At 61.8% G+C, this 16175-nt stretch carries 16 protein-coding genes; 9 read left to right on the top strand and 7 right to left on the bottom strand.

The genetic code is table 11. From position 1 onward, the window contains the following. Positions 1 to 95: 95 nt before the first annotated feature. From ftsX to ftsY, 3 genes are read right to left on the bottom strand one after another with little or no spacing between them, the layout of a single operon-like run. A complete protein-coding gene (gene ftsX / locus CWC48_RS12395) occupies positions 96 to 1121 on the bottom strand; it encodes a permease-like cell division protein FtsX (protein ID WP_078050570.1) in 1026 nt (341 codons plus the stop codon). After that, positions 1118 to 1789 carry a cell division ATP-binding protein FtsE gene (gene ftsE / locus CWC48_RS12390; protein ID WP_003234627.1) on the bottom strand — a complete coding sequence of 224 codons (672 nt, stop codon included), beginning with the start codon at positions 1787 to 1789 and terminating at the stop codon, positions 1118 to 1120. The genes ftsX and ftsE overlap by 4 nt, the downstream gene beginning before the upstream one ends. Then, positions 1786 to 3165, bottom strand: a complete 1380-nt coding sequence (ftsY, locus tag CWC48_RS12385; RefSeq protein WP_078050571.1) for a signal recognition particle-docking protein FtsY — start codon at positions 3163 to 3165, stop codon at positions 1786 to 1788. Before ftsY ends, ftsE begins: the two co-directional genes overlap by 4 nt. Positions 3166 to 3396: 231 nt before the next feature. Here ftsY and CWC48_RS12380 point away from each other — a divergent pair, with 231 nt between their 5' ends. The 4 genes from CWC48_RS12380 (at position 3397) to CWC48_RS12365 (ending at position 7950) form a co-directional block, all read left to right on the top strand. Further along, positions 3397 to 4752 carry a pitrilysin family protein gene (locus tag CWC48_RS12380; protein ID WP_100491943.1) on the top strand — a complete coding sequence of 452 codons (1356 nt, stop codon included), beginning with the start codon at positions 3397 to 3399 and terminating at the stop codon, positions 4750 to 4752. Next, complete coding sequence (locus CWC48_RS12375; protein ID WP_099493128.1) at positions 4745 to 6235, top strand: pitrilysin family protein; 1491 nt, start codon at positions 4745 to 4747, stop codon at positions 6233 to 6235. The genes CWC48_RS12380 and CWC48_RS12375 overlap by 8 nt, the downstream gene beginning before the upstream one ends. Beyond that, positions 6235 to 6843, top strand: a complete 609-nt coding sequence (rsmD, locus tag CWC48_RS12370) for a 16S rRNA (guanine(966)-N(2))-methyltransferase RsmD (protein WP_100491942.1) — start codon at positions 6235 to 6237, stop codon at positions 6841 to 6843. Before CWC48_RS12375 ends, rsmD begins: the two co-directional genes overlap by 1 nt. A 102-nt stretch (positions 6844 to 6945) precedes the next feature. Further along, positions 6946 to 7950, top strand: a complete 1005-nt coding sequence (locus CWC48_RS12365) for a hydrolase (RefSeq protein ID WP_099493129.1) — start codon at positions 6946 to 6948, stop codon at positions 7948 to 7950. Positions 7951 to 7986: 36 nt separating this feature from the next. Here CWC48_RS12365 and CWC48_RS12360 read toward each other — a convergent pair whose 3' ends face one another. Together CWC48_RS12360 and CWC48_RS12355 are read right to left on the bottom strand one after the other, a co-directional pair. Beyond that, complete coding sequence (locus CWC48_RS12360; protein WP_099493130.1) at positions 7987 to 8841, bottom strand: sulfurtransferase; 855 nt, start codon at positions 8839 to 8841, stop codon at positions 7987 to 7989. Positions 8842 to 8873: 32 nt separating this feature from the next. Continuing rightward, positions 8874 to 9545, bottom strand: a complete 672-nt coding sequence (locus tag CWC48_RS12355) for a TetR/AcrR family transcriptional regulator (RefSeq protein WP_016976019.1) — start codon at positions 9543 to 9545, stop codon at positions 8874 to 8876. Between the two features lie 146 nt (positions 9546 to 9691). Here CWC48_RS12355 and CWC48_RS12350 point away from each other — a divergent pair, with 146 nt between their 5' ends. The 5 genes from CWC48_RS12350 to CWC48_RS12330 all read left to right on the top strand — a co-directional run bounded on the left by CWC48_RS12350 (position 9692) and on the right by CWC48_RS12330 (position 14385). Then, positions 9692 to 11119, top strand: coding sequence for a coniferyl aldehyde dehydrogenase (locus CWC48_RS12350; protein WP_100491941.1), 1428 nt, complete (start codon positions 9692 to 9694; stop codon positions 11117 to 11119). A 28-nt stretch (positions 11120 to 11147) separates the two neighbouring features. Next, positions 11148 to 11693, top strand: coding sequence for a twin-arginine translocation pathway signal protein (locus CWC48_RS12345; RefSeq protein WP_078050578.1), 546 nt, complete (start codon positions 11148 to 11150; stop codon positions 11691 to 11693). Positions 11694 to 11841: 148 nt separating this feature from the next. Continuing rightward, positions 11842 to 13437 carry a GMC family oxidoreductase gene (locus tag CWC48_RS12340; protein ID WP_078050579.1) on the top strand — a complete coding sequence of 532 codons (1596 nt, stop codon included), beginning with the start codon at positions 11842 to 11844 and terminating at the stop codon, positions 13435 to 13437. 114 nt (positions 13438 to 13551) lie between these two features. After that, positions 13552 to 14031, top strand: a complete 480-nt coding sequence (coaD, locus tag CWC48_RS12335) for a pantetheine-phosphate adenylyltransferase (RefSeq protein ID WP_003176711.1) — start codon at positions 13552 to 13554, stop codon at positions 14029 to 14031. Between the two features lie 102 nt (positions 14032 to 14133). After that, complete coding sequence (locus tag CWC48_RS12330; RefSeq protein WP_003195146.1) at positions 14134 to 14385, top strand: YfhL family 4Fe-4S dicluster ferredoxin; 252 nt, start codon at positions 14134 to 14136, stop codon at positions 14383 to 14385. Between the two features lie 113 nt (positions 14386 to 14498). Here CWC48_RS12330 and mutM read toward each other — a convergent pair whose 3' ends face one another. After that, positions 14499 to 15311, bottom strand: a complete 813-nt coding sequence (gene mutM, locus CWC48_RS12325) for a bifunctional DNA-formamidopyrimidine glycosylase/DNA-(apurinic or apyrimidinic site) lyase (protein ID WP_100491940.1) — start codon at positions 15309 to 15311, stop codon at positions 14499 to 14501. A 21-nt stretch (positions 15312 to 15332) separates the two neighbouring features. Beyond that, a complete protein-coding gene (locus tag CWC48_RS12320) occupies positions 15333 to 16145 on the bottom strand; it encodes an HDOD domain-containing protein (protein ID WP_177409538.1) in 813 nt (270 codons plus the stop codon). Positions 16146 to 16175: the final 30 nt, after the last annotated feature.

Here is a 16175-nt window from a genome sequence, read left to right as displayed (position 1 = left end):
TGAAGCACTGCGAAAATTGACCGGGAACCGTAGGACAAGTTCCCTAAACCACCGATACGGTCAATACAAACGAAACCACATTAATCTGACATTAACTACTTCGGTGCCAGCTCACGTAAATGCCGTGCGACCGCAATCCAAGCACCGATATACCCCAACAACACCGCGCCAAGCAAGAGACTCAGACCATCGGCTACCGGCACACCGGCCAGCGCGAAATCACTGCCGTAGAGTCCGGCCAGCCCGACAACCGCGTCGTTCAGCCAGTCCAGGCCAAATGCCAGCACGCCCCAGGACAAAACCCCGGCACCGAAGCCATAAAGCGCGCCCATGTACAGAAAAGGACGACGCACATAGCTGTCCGTGCCGCCGACCAGTTTAATCACTTCTATCTCGGTGCGACGGTTTTCAATATGAAGACGAATGGTATTACCTATCACCAAAAGTAATGCAGACACCAACAGCACCGTCAAACCGAACACAAACCGGTCGCCCAGCTTGAGGATCGCCGCCAGGCGCTCTACCCAGACTAGATCAAGTTGCGCCTGCTGCACCTTGGGCATCTCTGCGAGTTTTTGTCGCAGGGCTTCCAGCGCCGGCTTGTCGACTTCATTCGGCGTCACCAGTACCACGCCCGGCAGCGGGTTCTGCGGCAGCTCTTTAAGCGCCTCGCCCAGGCCGGATTGTTGCTGGAACTCTTCAAGGGCCTGGTCGCGGCTGATGTACTCGGCATCCGCCACACCTGGGATGTTCTTGATGTCGTCGCGCAACGCTTCGCCGTCTTTGGCGCTGGCGTCGATGTTCAGGTACAGCGAGATCTGCGCCGCGCGCTGCCAGGAACCGCCCAGGCGCTCCACATTATTAAGCAGCAGCGACAGGCCCATCGGCAGGCTCAAGGCCACTGCCATCACCAGGCAGGTGAAAAAGCTGCCGATCGGTTGCTTGCCCAGGCGGCGCAGGCTGTCGAGCAGGCTGGCGCGATGGCTTTCGATCCAGGCGCGCAGCAAGGTGCTGAAGTCCGGGCCGTCGTCATCATGATCGTGTTTTTTCTTCTGCGGTTGCGGGTCGGCCGGTTTCGGCGCCACGCGCTCGGAGACTTTAGGGCTGCGTGTAGCACTCATACGCCGGCCTCCCCGTCACCGATCAGGCGGCCGCGCTGCAGGGTCAGCATGCGATGGCGCATGCGGGCGATCAGCGCCAGGTCGTGACTGGCGATCAGCACGCTGGTGCCCAGGCGGTTGATGTCTTCGAACACGCCCATGATCTCGGCCGCCAGGCGCGGGTCGAGGTTACCGGTAGGTTCGTCCGCCAGCAGCAAGGCCGGGCGGTGGACGATGGCGCGGGCGATGCCAACGCGCTGTTGCTGGCCGGTGGAGAGGTCGCCGGGGTACAGGTCGGTCTTGTCCGACAGCGCCACGCGCTCCAAGGCCGAATCCACGCGCTTGACGATCTCGGCCTTGGACAGCCCGAGGATCTGCAACGGCAGCGCCACGTTGTTGAACACGGTGCGATCAAACAGCAGTTGGTGATTCTGGAACACCACGCCGATCTGCCGGCGCAGAAACGGGATCTGCGCATTGCTGATGGTTGCCAGGTCCTGCCCGGCCAGCAGCAGTTTGCCGGTGGTCGGGCGTTCCATGGCCAGCAGCAGGCGCAGCAACGTACTTTTACCGGCACCCGAATGGCCGGTGACAAACAAGAACTCGCCCCGCCGCACTCGAAAGCTCAGCTCATGCAAGCCGACATGCCCGTTGGCATAGCGTTTACCGACCTGTTCGAATCGAATCATGAACGCTCCCGCTCGGCAAACAGTGCCTGTACAAAGGGTTCCGCTTCAAAGGTGCGCAGGTCGTCGATGCCTTCACCGACGCCGATATAACGAATCGGCAACCCGAACTGTTTGGCCAGGGCGAAAATCACACCGCCCTTGGCCGTGCCGTCGAGCTTAGTCAATGCCAGGCCGGTCAGTTGCACCGTCTGGTTGAATTGTTTGGCCTGGCTGATAGCGTTCTGGCCCGTACCGGCGTCCAGCACCAACAGAACCTCGTGCGGAGCGTCTGCGTCGAGCTTGCCGATCACGCGACGGACTTTCTTCAGCTCTTCCATCAGGTTGTCTTTGGTGTGCAGGCGACCGGCGGTATCGGCGATCAGCACATCAATGTTGCGGGCCTTGGCGGCTTGCACGGCATCGAAGATCACCGAGGCGGAATCGGCGCCGGTGTGCTGGGCGATGACCGGGATCTTGTTGCGCTCGCCCCAGACCTGCAGTTGTTCAACTGCGGCGGCACGGAAGGTGTCACCCGCCGCCAGCATGACCTTCTTGCCTTCGGACTGCAGCTTTTTGGCCAGCTTGCCGATGGTGGTGGTCTTGCCGGCGCCGTTGACGCCCACCACCAGGATCACGAATGGCTTCTTCGGCGTGATCACCAGGGGTGCTTCCACCGGCTTGAGCATGGCGGCCAACTCGGCCTGCAGGGATTTGTACAACGCGTCAGCGTCGGTCAACTGCTTGCGCGCGACCTTCTGGGTGAGGCTCTGGATGATCACGGCGGTGGCTTCAACGCCCACGTCGGCGGTAAGCAGGCGGGTTTCGATGTCTTCCAGCAGTTCGTCGTCGATGACCTTTTTGCCCAGGAACAGGCTCGCCATGCCTTCGCCGATACTGGCGCTGGTCTTGCTCAGGCCTTGCTTGAGGCGGGCGAAGAAGCCGGTCTTGCTGGTCTCGGCAGGCGCGACAGGTTCTTCGATAACGGCGGGAGCGGCTATTACTGGCTCGATAGCCACCGGTGCGGGAGCTGGCGCTTCAACGACCACCGGCTGCGGCTCAATGACCACCGGAATCGGCGGCACCACGTGCTCGGCCTGCACATCTTCAACCAGTGCCACGGGCTCTTCGGCCACCGGCAGTTCCGGCCACGGCTTGTGCTCGGGCTGCGGCTCGGGTTCAGGCTCAACCTCGGCGACCGGCTGCAAAACCGGTTCGGCCATCGGCAACACCACGGGTGCCGGGGTTTCGGCTTCTACTATAGGCTCGGGGATCGGTTCGGCTTGAACCTGTGGCTGTTCGTCGACGGTTTCCTGCGGCTTTTTGCGCAGCCATCCGAACAGGCCTTTTTTCTCGCCAGCCGCAGCTGGGGTCTTCTTGTCGTCGTTGGAACCAAACATGGAGACGGCTATCTCAAGGTAGCGACGCACCAAGGGGCGCGCCGGTAAATAAAATTCGATGCGTAACAGACTGTTTTTTAGCCAGCTCGTTCATGCGCAACATTTCGTAAGGCCTAAAACGGCCTCAACACGACTGCCGCAGTGGCCGTCCTTAAATCCGATCAGTATCCTAGCACCTCCTCGCCCGCCGACGCTAAGACCAAGCGGGCAGCCCAACAGGTTTAAAAACGAATGAATGCTCTAGCCCGCCGCGCCGCAGGCCTGCTGTTCAGCACAGTTTGTCTGCCTCTTTCAGCTCTGGCTGCCGACCCACAACCCACCCACGAATTCACCCTGGACAACGGCCTCAAGGTCGTCGTGCGCGAAGACCATCGCGCGCCGGTGGTGGTTTCCCAGGTCTGGTACAAGGTCGGTTCGAGCTACGAAACCCCGGGCCAGACCGGTTTGTCCCACGCCCTGGAGCACATGATGTTCAAGGGCAGCGCCAAGGTCGGCCCCGGCGAAGCCTCGCTGATCCTGCGCGACCTGGGCGCGGAAGAGAACGCCTTCACCAGCGATGACTACACCGCTTACTACCAAGTGCTGGCCCGCGACCGCCTGGGCGTTGCCTTCGAGCTGGAAGCCGACCGCATGGCCAGCCTGCGCCTGCCCGCCGATGAATTCAGCCGCGAGATCGAGGTAATCAAGGAAGAGCGCCGCCTGCGCACCGACGACAATCCGATGTCCAAGGCCTACGAGCGCTTCAAGGCCATGGCATTCCCGGCCAGTGGCTACCACACGCCGACCATCGGCTGGATGGCCGACCTGGACCGCATGAAAGTCGAAGAGCTGCGCCACTGGTACCAATCCTGGTACGTCCCGAACAACGCCACCCTGGTGGTGGTCGGCGATGTCACCCCGGACGAGGTGAAGAACCTGGCCAATCGCTACTTCGGCCCTATCCCCAAGCGCGACGTGCCACCGGCGAAGATCCCAATGGAATTGGCCGAGCCCGGCGAGCGCCTGCTGACCCTGCATGTGCAAACCCAACTGCCGAGCGTAATGCTGGGCTTCAACGTCCCTGGCCTGGCCACCGCCGAAGACAAGCGTTCGGTGCAGGCCCTGCGCCTGATCTCGGCCCTGCTGGACGGCGGCTACAGCGCTCGTATCTCCGAGCAGCTGGAGCGCGGTGAAGAGCTGGTCTCTGCTGCGTCGACCAACTACGACGCCTATACCCGCGGTGACACCCTGTTCATGCTGTCCGCCACGCCGAACCAGCAGAAGAAAAAGACCGTCGCCCAAGCCGAAGCCGGCCTGTGGCGCCTGCTGGAAGAGCTGAAGGCCAAGCCACCGACCGCCGAAGAGCTGGAACGCATCCGCGCCCAGGTCATTGCCGGCCTGGTCTACCAGCGTGACTCCATCACCAGCCAGGCCACGGCCATTGGCTCCCTGGAGACCGTTGGCCTGTCCTGGAAGTTGATGGACACCGAACTGGCCGACCTGCAAAGCGTGACCCCGGAAGATATCCAGAACGCCGCGCGCACCTATTTCACCCGCGAACGTCTCAGCGTCGCCCATGTTCTGCCTCAGGAGACCGCTCATGAGTGATCGCAAAAGCAGCCGCCTGTTCTTCCCCGGCCTGGTCGTCGTCACCCTGATCGCCGCCAGCGCCGTGTACTTCCTGCGCCCGAGCGACTCCGTGGCCAGCCCGGCATTGGAAAAAGCCCAATCGAGCAACACACTGCAATCCCTGGCGGAACTGGACGGCAAGGCGCCGACCAACCGCAAGCTCGACGTGCAAACCTGGACCACCGCCGAAGGCGCCAAGGTGCTGTTCGTCGAAGCCCATGAACTGCCGATGTTCGACGTGCGCATCCTGTTCGCCGCCGGCAGCAGCCAGGACGGCAACGTACCGGGCCTGGCGCTGATGACCAACGCCATGCTCAACGAAGGCGTGCCGGGCAAGGATGTGAGCCAGATCGCCCGCGACTTCGAAGGCCTGGGTGCGGACTTTGGCAATGGCGCGTACCGCGACATGGCGCTGGTGTCCCTGCGCAGCCTCAGCGACAGCGATAAACGCGACGCCGCCCTGAGCCTGTTTGACCAGGTGATCGGCAAGCCGACCTTCCCGGCCGACTCCCTGGCGCGGATCAAGAACCAGATCCTGGCCGGCTTCGAATACCAGAAGCAGAACCCCGGCAAGCTGGCGAGCCTTGAGCTGTTCAAGCGCCTGTACGGCGACCATCCTTACGCGCACCCAAGCGAAGGCACACCGGAGAGCGTCCCGAAGATTACCGTCGCGCAGTTGCAGGCGTTCCACGCCAAGGCTTACGCAGCGGGCAACGCGGTGATTGCAGTGGTCGGCGACCTCACCCGCGCCGAAGCCGAAGCCATGACCGCCAAGGTTTCCGCGTCGCTGCCCAAGGGCCCCGCCCTGCCAAAAATCGCCCAGCCGACCGAACCCAAACCGGGTTTGAGCCGTATCGAGTTCCCGTCCAAGCAGACGCACCTGCTGTTCGCACAACTGGGCATCGACCGTGCCGACCCGGACTACGCTGCCTTGTCACTGGGTAACCAGATCCTCGGCGGCGGTGGTTTCGGCACCCGCTTGATGAGCGAAGTGCGCGAAAAACGCGGCCTGACCTATGGCGTTTACTCCGGCTTCTCGCCGATGCAGGTGCGTGGCCCGTTCATGATCAACCTGCAGACCCGCGCGGAAATGAGCGGCGGCACCCTGCGCCTGGTCGAGGATGTGGTAGCCGACTACCTCAAGACCGGCCCAACGCAAAAAGAACTCGATGACGCCAAGCGCGAGCTGGCCGGCAGCTTCCCGCTGTCGACCGCGAGCAACGCCGACATCGTCGGGCAGCTGGGCGCCATGGGTTTCTACAACCTGCCGCTGAGCTATCTGGAAGATTTCATGAAACAATCCCAGGCCCTGACCGTAGAGCAGGTCAAGGCTGCAATGAACAAACACTTGAGCGCCGACAAGATGGTCATCGTGACCGCCGGCCCGACGATTGCGCAAAAGCCACTACCGCCCCCCACTGATAAACCCGCCGAGCAGCCGCTCGGGGTTCCGGAGCATTAATGGCCAGTTCATCTCGCCCGAAAAAACCTGTCCACAACGTCCATAACGGTGTGGGCCAACTGCGCATCATTGGCGGCGAATGGCGCAGCCGCAAGCTGAGCTTCCCCGACGTCGTGGGCCTGCGCCCGACGCCGGACCGCGTGCGTGAAACCCTGTTCAACTGGCTTGCACCGTACATCGCGGGCGCCAAGGTGCTGGATCCGTTTGCCGGCAGTGGCGCGTTGTTCCTGGAGGCGTTGTCCCGTGGCGCCGCCCTGGGCCAGGCGCTGGACGCCAGCAATGTGGCGGTGTCCAGCCTCAAGGAACACCTGGGCACCCTGCGCTGCACCACCGGCCAAGTGCAAACCGCCGACGCGCTGCGCTACCTCGAGACACAGCCAGCCAGTGAATACGACGTGGTGTTCCTCGACCCGCCGTTCAACCAAAACCTGCTGCCAACCGTGTGCGCACTGCTGGAAGAACGCCAATGGCTGGCACCGGATGCGTGGATCTACACTGAAAGCGAGTCAGCGCCCTCTACCCTCGGCTTGCCAGCAGCGTGGCGCCTGCACCGGGAACAGAAGTCCGGACGGGTGTATTACGCGTTGTGGCACCGTAGCGTCGCCTGACCTCCGGACGTGGCAGCAGGGCTTGTGTTGTAGTGAGCGGGCTTGTCGAATCGTCGCACTGCCCGCTCACCACAATTAAGTGCGCTCGCCACAGAGAGTTTCATGAAGCCTTCTACCCACCTGTTCACTCCCGCCTTCGGTCTCGGCAACCCTCACCTGCAAACGCTGTGGGGGCCGCTGTGGCGCCCAACTACCCATATCGAACGCCAACGCGAACGCCTGTGGCTGGAAGATGGCGACTTCCTCGATCTCGACTGGCACGGCCCACATGACGCGCAAGCACCCTTGGTGCTGGTGCTGCATGGGCTGACCGGTTCCTCCAACTCGCCCTATGTGGCCGGCCTGCAAAAAGCCCTTGCCGCGCAAGGCTGGGCCAGCGCCGCGTTGAACTGGCGTGGATGCTCGGGCGAACCGAACCTGTTAGCGCGCAGCTATCACTCCGGCGCGAGCGAAGACCTGGCAGCGGCCATTGCCCACCTGCGGGCCAAGCGACCGTTGGCGCCGTTGTATGCCGTGGGTTACTCACTGGGCGGCAATGTGCTGCTCAAGCATTTGGGGGAAACCGGCGCGGCATCGGGGCTGCAAGGCGCCGCGGCGGTGTCGGTGCCGTTTCGTTTAGACCAATGCGCGGACCGTATCGGCCTGGGCTTTTCGCGGGTTTACCAGAAGCATTTCATGCGCGAAATGGTGGCGTATATCCGCGTCAAGCAAAGCCGCTTTCTGCAGGATGGTCGGGCGGACGGGCTGAAAACCCTGGAGGCCCTGGGCTCATTGGAGAAAATGCGCACGTTCTGGGACTTCGATGGCCGGGTGACTGCGCCGTTGCATGGTTTCTTGAGTGCCGAGGACTATTACCGCCGCGCGTCGAGCCGCTATTACCTGGGCGGCATCCAAACGCCCACCTTGATCATCCAGGCGGCTGATGACCCGTTTGTGTTTGCCCATAGCCTGCCTGAGGCGAGTGAACTGTCGGCGTGCACTGAGTTTGAGCTGACAGCCAAAGGTGGGCATGTAGGTTTTGTCGACGGTTCTCTCAAACAGCCAAGCTATTACCTGGAACGCCGGATTCCCGCCTGGCTGCTGACGCAAACCACACCGCACCTGTAGGAGCACGGCTTGCCGGCGCCTACAGGGGTTGTGTGTTCAGTCGCCAGTGGCGATTTCACGCTGTGGATCGGTAATCCACTCACTCCACGACCCTGCATACAATTTACCCAATGGGTAACCCGCCAGGCTCAGGGCAAACAGGTTGTGGCACGCCGTCACGCCCGAACCGCAATACGCCACCAGATCTTCCGGCGAGCGCCCCTGCAATTGGGCGGCGAAACGTTGCTTGAGCTGCTCAGCCGGCAGGAAGCGGCCGTCAGTGCCGAGGTTTTCATTGAACGCCGCGCACTGCGCACCCGGGATGTGCCCGGCAATCGGGTCGATGGGCTCCACGTCACCGCGAAAGCGCGGCTGGGCGCGGGCATCAATGAGGGTCAGGCCGGGTTGGCCCAGGCGTTTTTGCAGGTGTTCAGCGTCCAGCACCAGGCGATTGTCCGGCGTGCCGATAAATGTACCCGGCTCAACCACCGGCGCGTCCAGGCTCAACGGAAACCCCGCCGCATGCCAGGCCTTGAGGCCGCCATCCAGGATAAACACGCCGTCACGCTTGCCCAGCCAGGCCAGCAACCACCAGGCACGCGCGGCATAAGCTCCGGGGCCGTCGTCGTAGAGCACCACGTCGGTGTCGGCATTGACGCCCCAGGCCCGTAATTGCTCGGCGAAGGTGTTGGCGTCCGGCAACGGGTGACGGCCAGTCACGCCCTTGGTCACCGGCCCGCTGAGGTGGCGTTCCAGGTCGGCATACTGCGCGCCCTCGATATGCCCTTCGGCATAGCTGCAGAGTCCGTAATCCGGGTCTTCCAAGGCAAAACGGCAATCCAGGACCACCACCCCATCGGCCTTCTGGCGCTCGGCCAGTTGCTGGGGGCTGATCAATTGGGCAAGCGGCATGACGGACTCCTATGAACGATTCGGGAAAGGTCCTACTTCACTTCTTCCAATGCCTGATTTAACGGCACGTAAAATTCCTTGAACAAAGCATCCACTGCTTCTTTTGCCTGGGGCGTGACAAAACCCGCCTCCAGCACCAGCACCTGATACACACCGCGCTTGATCGCCTCGGCGCTCAGGTGGGCCGAGTTCTCATTGGTGGTGCACAAAAACCGCACCCAAGAGGTGAGGATGATCCAGGCATTGAGGGTCAGGGCTTCGGTTTGCACCGGGTCCATATTGAGGATGCCGGCGTCAACAAACCCTTGGTAGATAGCCCCACCCTGGGTCAGGCAGCGCTGGGAAAAACGCCGGTAGCCGGTGGCCAGTTCCGGGTCGCTTTCCAGCAGGTGTTCGAGGTCGCGGTGCAGGAAACGGTAGCGCCACATGCCAGCCAACACGGCCTGCAGGTAGAAGCGTTTGTCTTCGACCGTAACAGCGCGACCTTGGGGTGGGCGCAGGAAACTGTCCACCAGGGCTTCGTATTCACGAAACAGTACGGCGATGATCGCCTGCTTATTGGGGAAGTGGTAGTACAGGTTGCCCGGCGAAATTTCCATATGGGCGGCAATGTGGTTGGTGCTCACACTGCGCTCGCCCTGCTGGTTAAAAAGCTCCAGGCTGGTTTGCACAATGCGCTCGCTGGTCTTTACTCGTGGTGCCATAGGGAATCAGCTTCTGTACACGTGATGGGGCATCTTACGGACTATTCTTGCAGGGATAAATCCGCACGTAGGCGTAATGACATTTGACAATTTAGAGTAATGACTCTAAAAATCCAGGCAGACCAATAACAATCGGGAACGCCGCCATGTCTGCCAACGTTGCCTACCTGCAAGATTCCCAGGCGCTGGATCAACTCCAAGACCTGTTCGACACCCAGCGCCGTGCCTACGCGGCCAACCCGATGCCGCCAGCGGCCCAGCGCCAGCAATGGCTCAAGGCCCTGCGCGACCTGCTCAGCGACGAGCGCCAGGCGCTGATCAACGCGATCAGCCAAGACTTCAGCCACCGTAGCGCTGACGAAACCCTGTTCGCCGAACTGATGCCCAGCCTGCATGGCATTCACTATGCCAGCAAACACCTCAAGGGCTGGATGAAACCTTCACGACGCGCTGTCGGCATTGCCTTCCAACCCGCCTCGGCCAAAGTCATCTACCAACCCTTGGGCGTGGTCGGGGTGATCGTGCCCTGGAACTACCCACTGTACCTGGCCATCGGCCCACTGGTCGGCGCACTCGCCGCCGGTAACCGGGTGATGCTCAAGCTCAGCGAATCCACCCCCGCCACGGGCGAGTTACTCAAAGCGTTGCTGGCAAAGATCTTCCCCGAGGACCTGGTGTGCGTGGTGCTGGGTGAAGCCGAAGTCGGCATGGCCTTCTCCAAGCTGCCCTTCGATCACCTGTTGTTTACCGGCGCCACCAGCGTCGGCAAGCACGTGATGCGTGCGGCGGCCGAACACCTCACCCCGGTCACCCTGGAGTTGGGCGGCAAGTCGCCCGCCATCGTGTCTGCCGACGTGCCGCTCAAGGACGCCGCCGAACGTATCGCCTTCGGAAAAGCGCTGAACGCTGGGCAAACCTGCGTAGCACCCGACTACGTGCTGGTGCCGGAGGATCGCGTCGAAGGTTTTGTCGAAGCCTACACCCAGGCCGTTCGCGGTTTTTATCCAAGCCTGGTCGACAACCCGGACTACACGGCGATCATCAACGAACGACAACTGGCCCGGCTCAACGCCTACGTCAAGGACGCTACCGACAAAGGCGCCACCCTGATTCCGCTGTACGACCAAGGCCAGGCGCGGCGCATGGCCCATAGCCTGTTGTTGAATGTCAGCGATGACATGACCGTGATGCAGGACGAAATCTTCGGCCCGGTGCTGCCGATCGTGCCCTATCGCGGCATCGACCAAGCCTTTGCCTACATCAACCAACGCCCTCGCCCACTGGCCCTGTATTACTTCGGCTACAACAAGGGCGAGCAGGATCGTGTGCTCCACGAAACCCATTCCGGCGGTGTGTGCCTGAACGACACGCTGCTGCATGTGGCCCAGGACGACATGCCATTTGGCGGCATCGGCCCGTCGGGCATGGGTCACTACCACGGCCACGAAGGCTTCCTCACCTTCAGCAAAGCCAAGGGCGTACTGGTGAAACAGCGCCTGAACGCTGCGAAGCTGATCTATCCGCCCTACGGCAAAGCCATCCAGAAGTTGATCCAGAAGCTGTTTGTCCGCTGACACCGCCACCCACGGGATAACAATAACAATGAACCCTAGCCTGACTGAAACACCTGCGCTGTCGCGGCGCGGCGTCTTGAAAATCGGCCTGTGCGCCAGCGCCTTCCTGGCCACCGCCGGGTTGGGCGCCAGCCTGAGCGGTTGCTCCAGCAGCACCCCGGCCAGCGGTTTTGCCATGTTGCGCAGCAGTGACCTGCCGTTCTTGCGCGCTGTGATCCCGGTGTTGCTCGAAGGCGTGGCCAGCGCCCAGGAAGTCGCCAGTGGGATTGAAGGCACCCTTAAAAAGCTCGACTTCAGCCTGCAGCGCCTGTCGCCGGAGATGTTCAAGCTCACCCAGCAGTTGTTCGACGTACTCGGCATGGGCATCACCCGAGGCCCGCTGACCGGTATCTGGGGCAGTTGGGAAAACGCCAGCAGCGAACAGATCGGTAACTTCCTGCACCGCTGGGAAAACAGCTACCTGAACCTGCTGCGCATGGGCCAGGGCTCGCTGCTCAAGCTGGTGATCATGGCCTGGTACTTCCAGCCCGCGTCCTGGGCCCATTGCGGCTACCCCGGGCCACCGAAGATCTAGCCTTGATAACCCGATCAAAAATGTGGGAGCGGACTTGCTCGCGAAAGCGGTGGATCAGCCACACCTTTATCGACTGACACGTTGCATTCGCGAGCAAGCCCGCTCCCACATCGACCACAACTTCATACAAAAATAAGAGTGCACTCCTATGCCCGTACCTGACCTGTTCCGCGACGGCATGGCCCGTGGCTGGAAAACCCACAATGGCGCCGCCCTCGACAACGACCTGACCCTGGAAGCCGACGTCGTGATCATCGGCAGCGGCGCCGGAGGCGGTACCACTGCTGAAATCCTCAGTGCAGCGGGCTACAAAGTGCTGCTGATCGAAGAAGGCCCGCTCAAGACCAGCAGCGATTTCAAGTTGCTCGAAGACGAGGCCTACACCAGCTTGTACCAGGAGGGCATCGGCCGTATGAGCAAGGATGGCGCGATCACCATCCTGCAGGGCCGGGCCGTGGGTGGCACCACGCTGATCAACTGGACATCGAGCTTTCGTACCCCGGACGCCACCCTCGCCCATTGGGCCAGCGAATACGCCGTGAAGGGCCACAGCAGCGCGGAGATGGCGCCCTGGTTCGAAAAAATGGAGCAACGCCTGGGCATCGCGCCCTGGGCCCTGCCGCCCAACCCCAATAACGATGTGATCCGCAAAGGCTGCGAGAAGCTCGGTTACAGTTGGCACGTGATCCCACGGAACGTGCGCGGCTGTTTCAACCTGGGTTACTGCGGCATGGGCTGCCCGGTCAACGCCAAGCAGTCGATGCTGGTGACCACCATTCCCTCCACCCTGGAAAAGGGTGGCGAACTGCTCTACCTGGCCCGCGCCGAACGCCTCAACTACAGCGGCGACACCATCAACAGCCTGGAATGCGTGGCCATGGACACCCTGTGCGTGGCGCCGACCGGACGCAAGATCACGGTGAAGGCCAAGCATTACGTGCTCTCGGGCGGCGGCATCAATAGCCCGGCGCTGCTGATGCGCTCAGACGCACCCGACCCGCATTCGCGACTGGGCAAACGCACCTTCCTGCACCTGGTGAATTTCTCCGCCGGGTTGTTCGACGAGGTGATCAACCCGTTCTACGGCGCGCCGCAGTCGATCTATTCCGACCATTTCCAGTGGCAGGACGGCACCACGGGCAAAATGTCGTACAAGCTGGAGGCCCCGCCGCTGCACCCGGCGTTGGCCAGCACCCTGCTCGGCGGCTACGGCACCCAGAACGCCCTGGACATGAGCCAGTTGCCCAACACCCACGCGATGCTGGCGCTGCTGCGCGACGGCTTCCACCCCGACAGCCCGGGCGGCAGTGTGGAGTTGCGCGGCGATGGCACGCCGGTGCTCGACTACCAGGTGTCGGACTACGCCTGGGATGGCTTGCGCCGTGCGTTCCACAGCATGGCCGAGATCCAGTTCGCGGCGGGCGCCAAGTCGGTCAAGCCGCTGCATCACGATGCGCGCTACGTCAAAACCCTGGGCGAAGCCCGCACGATGATTGACGACCTGAACCTGGAACTGCATCGCACGTGCCTGGGCAGTGCCCATGTGATGGGCGGTTGTGCCATGGGTGACGACCCGAAAAACGCAGTGGCCGACAGCCTCGGTCGGCACCACCAACTGCGCAACCTGTCGATCCACGATGGCTCTTTATTCCCCACCAGCATTGGGGCCAACCCACAATTATCGGTGTACGGTTTGACTGCCCAACTGGCGACAGCATTGGCCGAACGTCTGAAAACAGCATGAAAAAACACGGTATTCGCCATGTCTATACTGCTTTCTTCTGCATAAGTTGACTTTCCCGACCGGGATGGCTGCGATACCATCCGGTTCCCCAACGGACTCCGCCAGGACGACGCGATGAACCGAGTGTTGTACCCAGGTACCTTCGACCCGATTACCAAAGGCCATGGCGATCTGGTCGAACGTGCCTCACGCTTGTTCGACCATGTGATCATCGCGGTCGCAGCCAGCCCCAAGAAAAACCCGCTGTTTCCCCTGGAACAGCGTGTGGAGCTGGCGCGTGAGGTCACCAAACACCTGCCCAACGTGGAAGTGGTCGGTTTTTCCACGCTGCTGGCGCATTTCGCCAAAGAGCAGAACGCCAACGTATTCCTGCGCGGCCTGCGCGCGGTGTCGGACTTCGAATACGAATTCCAGCTGGCCAACATGAACCGCCAACTGGCGCCGGACGTGGAGAGCCTGTTCCTCACCCCGTCGGAACGTTATTCGTTCATTTCCTCGACGTTGGTCCGTGAAATCGCTGCTTTGGGCGGAGATATCACCAAGTTCGTGCATCCGGCCGTAGCAGATGCACTGACGCTGCGCTTCAAGAAGTAACACCGTTCAATCGGCGCCTGCTCGCACTGCGGGCGCCAATACGGCACAATTGCGCGCATTAGTTTTCAGATGCCTTGGCTGACAGCCCTGGCAGGAGTTTCCATGTCCCTGATCATCACCGACGATTGCATCAACTGCGACGTCTGCGAACCCGAGTGCCCGAACGCCGCGATTTCCCAAGGCGAAGAGATCTACGTGATCGACCCCAACCTGTGCACCCAATGTGTCGGCCACTATGACGAGCCGCAGTGCCAGCAGGTTTGTCCGGTGGATTGCATTCCGCTGGATGAGGCCCATCCGGAGACGGAAGAGCAGTTGATGGAGAAGTACCGCAAGATTACCGGTAAGGCTTAAGGGCCTCTTCGCGAGCAAGCCCGCTCCCACAGTTGACCGAGTTCCAATATGAGAATGCGGTCGAATGTGGGAGCGGGCTTGCTCGTGAAGGCGGCATCAGCCATCACACAAGATCAGCTCTGGCACTTGGGGCAAAACACACTCGCGCGCTGCCCCAGCACCACATTGCGCAACTCGCTCCCGCAAACCTTGCACGCCTCGCCACCACGGCCATAGACGAACAATTCCTGCTGGAAATACCCCGGTTGCCCGTCGCCACCGATAAAGTCCCGCAACGTAGTACCGCCGCGCTCGATGGCAGCGGCCAGCACGCGTTTGATCTCAATCGCCAGCTTCAAGTAACGCCCGCGCGAAATGCCGCGCGCAGCCCGACGCGGATCAATCCCCGCCGCAAACAGCGCTTCCGTCGCATAGATATTGCCCACGCCCACCACCACCGCGTTGTCCATGATGAACGGCTTCACCGCCATCGACTTGCCACGGGACAGTTGGAACAGGCGCTCGCCATCAAACAGGTCGGTCAACGGCTCCGGCCCCAGGCGTAGCAACAGCTCGTGGTTGTGCGGGTCCTGGCTCCAGAGCATGGCGCCGAAACGCCGCGGGTCGGTGTAGCGCAGGGCCATGCCCGATTCCAGCTCGATATCCACATGCTCGTGTTTGGCCGCCGGCATGCCGACCTCCACCAGTCGCAAGTTGCCCGACATGCCTAAATGGCTGATCAAGGTGCCTACTTCGGCATTGATCAACAGGTACTTGGCCCGCCGCTCCACCAGCACGATGCGCTGGCCGGACAGGCGCACATCGAGGTCTTCCGGAATCGGCCAGCGCAGGCGCCGTTCACGCACTACCACACGGCTGACCCGCTGGCCTTCCAGGTGCGGCGCGATTCCGCGCCGGGTGGTTTCGACTTCTGGCAACTCGGGCATGTGTACCTCTTGAAGAAAGGGTCAGTGGGCGCCCAGCTCGCGGATCGACAACTTCATGCTTTCGAAGTCGTAGTCCGACAGGCCCACGTAGTCCAGCACCAGATGGCCGATGGCATTCCACTCATGGTCCACCGCCTGGTTGCCCAGCACGCGATAGGACGAGCAGATGTGCTCGGCCATTTTCAGGATCGCCAGCAGGTTCTTGAGCTGCGAATTGCGCGACGACTCATCGCTGAACACCGCCAGGGCGTTGTGGTGGTTGGCGATGGCGTCGGTCACATGCTCCGGTAGGCGCCAGGACTTGGCGGTGTAGTAACCCACCACGGCATGGTTGGTGTTGAACGCGTTGTTCTCGGTGTCGACCACGCGGCAGTCGGGGCCGGCGTTGGCGTAGGCCTGCTCCAGTACCGACATGTAATTGGGGAAACGCTTGAGCATCAGCGGCACGCCGCAATCGTGGAACAGGCCCAGGGCATAGGCTTCGTCCACCGCCTGGGCGCCGGTGCGCTTGGCCAGGGTGAGGCAGGTCATCGCCACATCCTGGGCGGTGTCCCAGAAGCGGTTGAGGGTGACGATGGTGTCGTCGCTCATCTCGCCCTTGATCGACAGGGCGTTGATTAGATTGATGATCGAGCGGCTGCCCAACAGGTTCACGGCACGCTGGATCGAGGCAATCTTGTTGCTCAGCCCGTAATACGACGAGTTGACGATCTTCAGCAGCGCACCGGAGAGGCCCGGATCCTGGGAGATCAACCGGGCGATCACTTCCAGGTCCGGGTCGGGCATGTATTGCTCCATCTGCAAATCCACCATGATTTGCGGCTGGGGCGGCACGCTGATGCCTTGCAGGGCCTGTTGGATCTG

This window comes from Pseudomonas sp. S10E 269 (genome assembly GCF_002798465.1).
GTDB lineage: Bacteria > Pseudomonadota > Gammaproteobacteria > Pseudomonadales > Pseudomonadaceae > Aquipseudomonas > Aquipseudomonas pergaminensis.
The sequence above is the reverse complement of the archived record's forward strand: the minus strand, read 5'-3'. Positions and strand labels throughout refer to the sequence as shown.

Bases quoted from the DNA above. Each gene is read 5' to 3' on its own strand.
- coaD (WP_003176711.1), top strand. From the start codon at position 13,552: ATGAACCGAGTGTTGTACCCAGGTACCTTCGACCCGATTACCAAAGGC.
- CWC48_RS12345 (WP_078050578.1), top strand. From the start codon at position 11,148: ATGAACCCTAGCCTGACTGAAACACCTGCGCTGTCGCGGCGCGGCGTC.
- CWC48_RS12380 (WP_100491943.1), top strand. From the start codon at position 3,397: ATGAATGCTCTAGCCCGCCGCGCCGCAGGCCTGCTGTTCAGCACAGTT.
- CWC48_RS12360 (WP_099493130.1), bottom strand. From the start codon at position 8,841: ATGCCGCTTGCCCAATTGATCAGCCCCCAGCAACTGGCCGAGCGCCAG.
- ftsY (WP_078050571.1), bottom strand. From the start codon at position 3,165: ATGTTTGGTTCCAACGACGACAAGAAGACCCCAGCTGCGGCTGGCGAG.
- ftsX (WP_078050570.1), bottom strand. From the start codon at position 1,121: ATGAGTGCTACACGCAGCCCTAAAGTCTCCGAGCGCGTGGCGCCGAAA.
- CWC48_RS12340 (WP_078050579.1), top strand. From the start codon at position 11,842: ATGCCCGTACCTGACCTGTTCCGCGACGGCATGGCCCGTGGCTGGAAA.
- rsmD (WP_100491942.1), top strand. From the start codon at position 6,235: ATGGCCAGTTCATCTCGCCCGAAAAAACCTGTCCACAACGTCCATAAC.
- CWC48_RS12365 (WP_099493129.1), top strand. From the start codon at position 6,946: ATGAAGCCTTCTACCCACCTGTTCACTCCCGCCTTCGGTCTCGGCAAC.
- ftsE (WP_003234627.1), bottom strand. From the start codon at position 1,789: ATGATTCGATTCGAACAGGTCGGTAAACGCTATGCCAACGGGCATGTC.
- CWC48_RS12330 (WP_003195146.1), top strand. From the start codon at position 14,134: ATGTCCCTGATCATCACCGACGATTGCATCAACTGCGACGTCTGCGAA.
- CWC48_RS12355 (WP_016976019.1), bottom strand. From the start codon at position 9,545: ATGGCACCACGAGTAAAGACCAGCGAGCGCATTGTGCAAACCAGCCTG.
- CWC48_RS12350 (WP_100491941.1), top strand. From the start codon at position 9,692: ATGTCTGCCAACGTTGCCTACCTGCAAGATTCCCAGGCGCTGGATCAA.
- CWC48_RS12375 (WP_099493128.1), top strand. From the start codon at position 4,745: ATGAGTGATCGCAAAAGCAGCCGCCTGTTCTTCCCCGGCCTGGTCGTC.
- mutM (WP_100491940.1), bottom strand. From the start codon at position 15,311: ATGCCCGAGTTGCCAGAAGTCGAAACCACCCGGCGCGGAATCGCGCCG.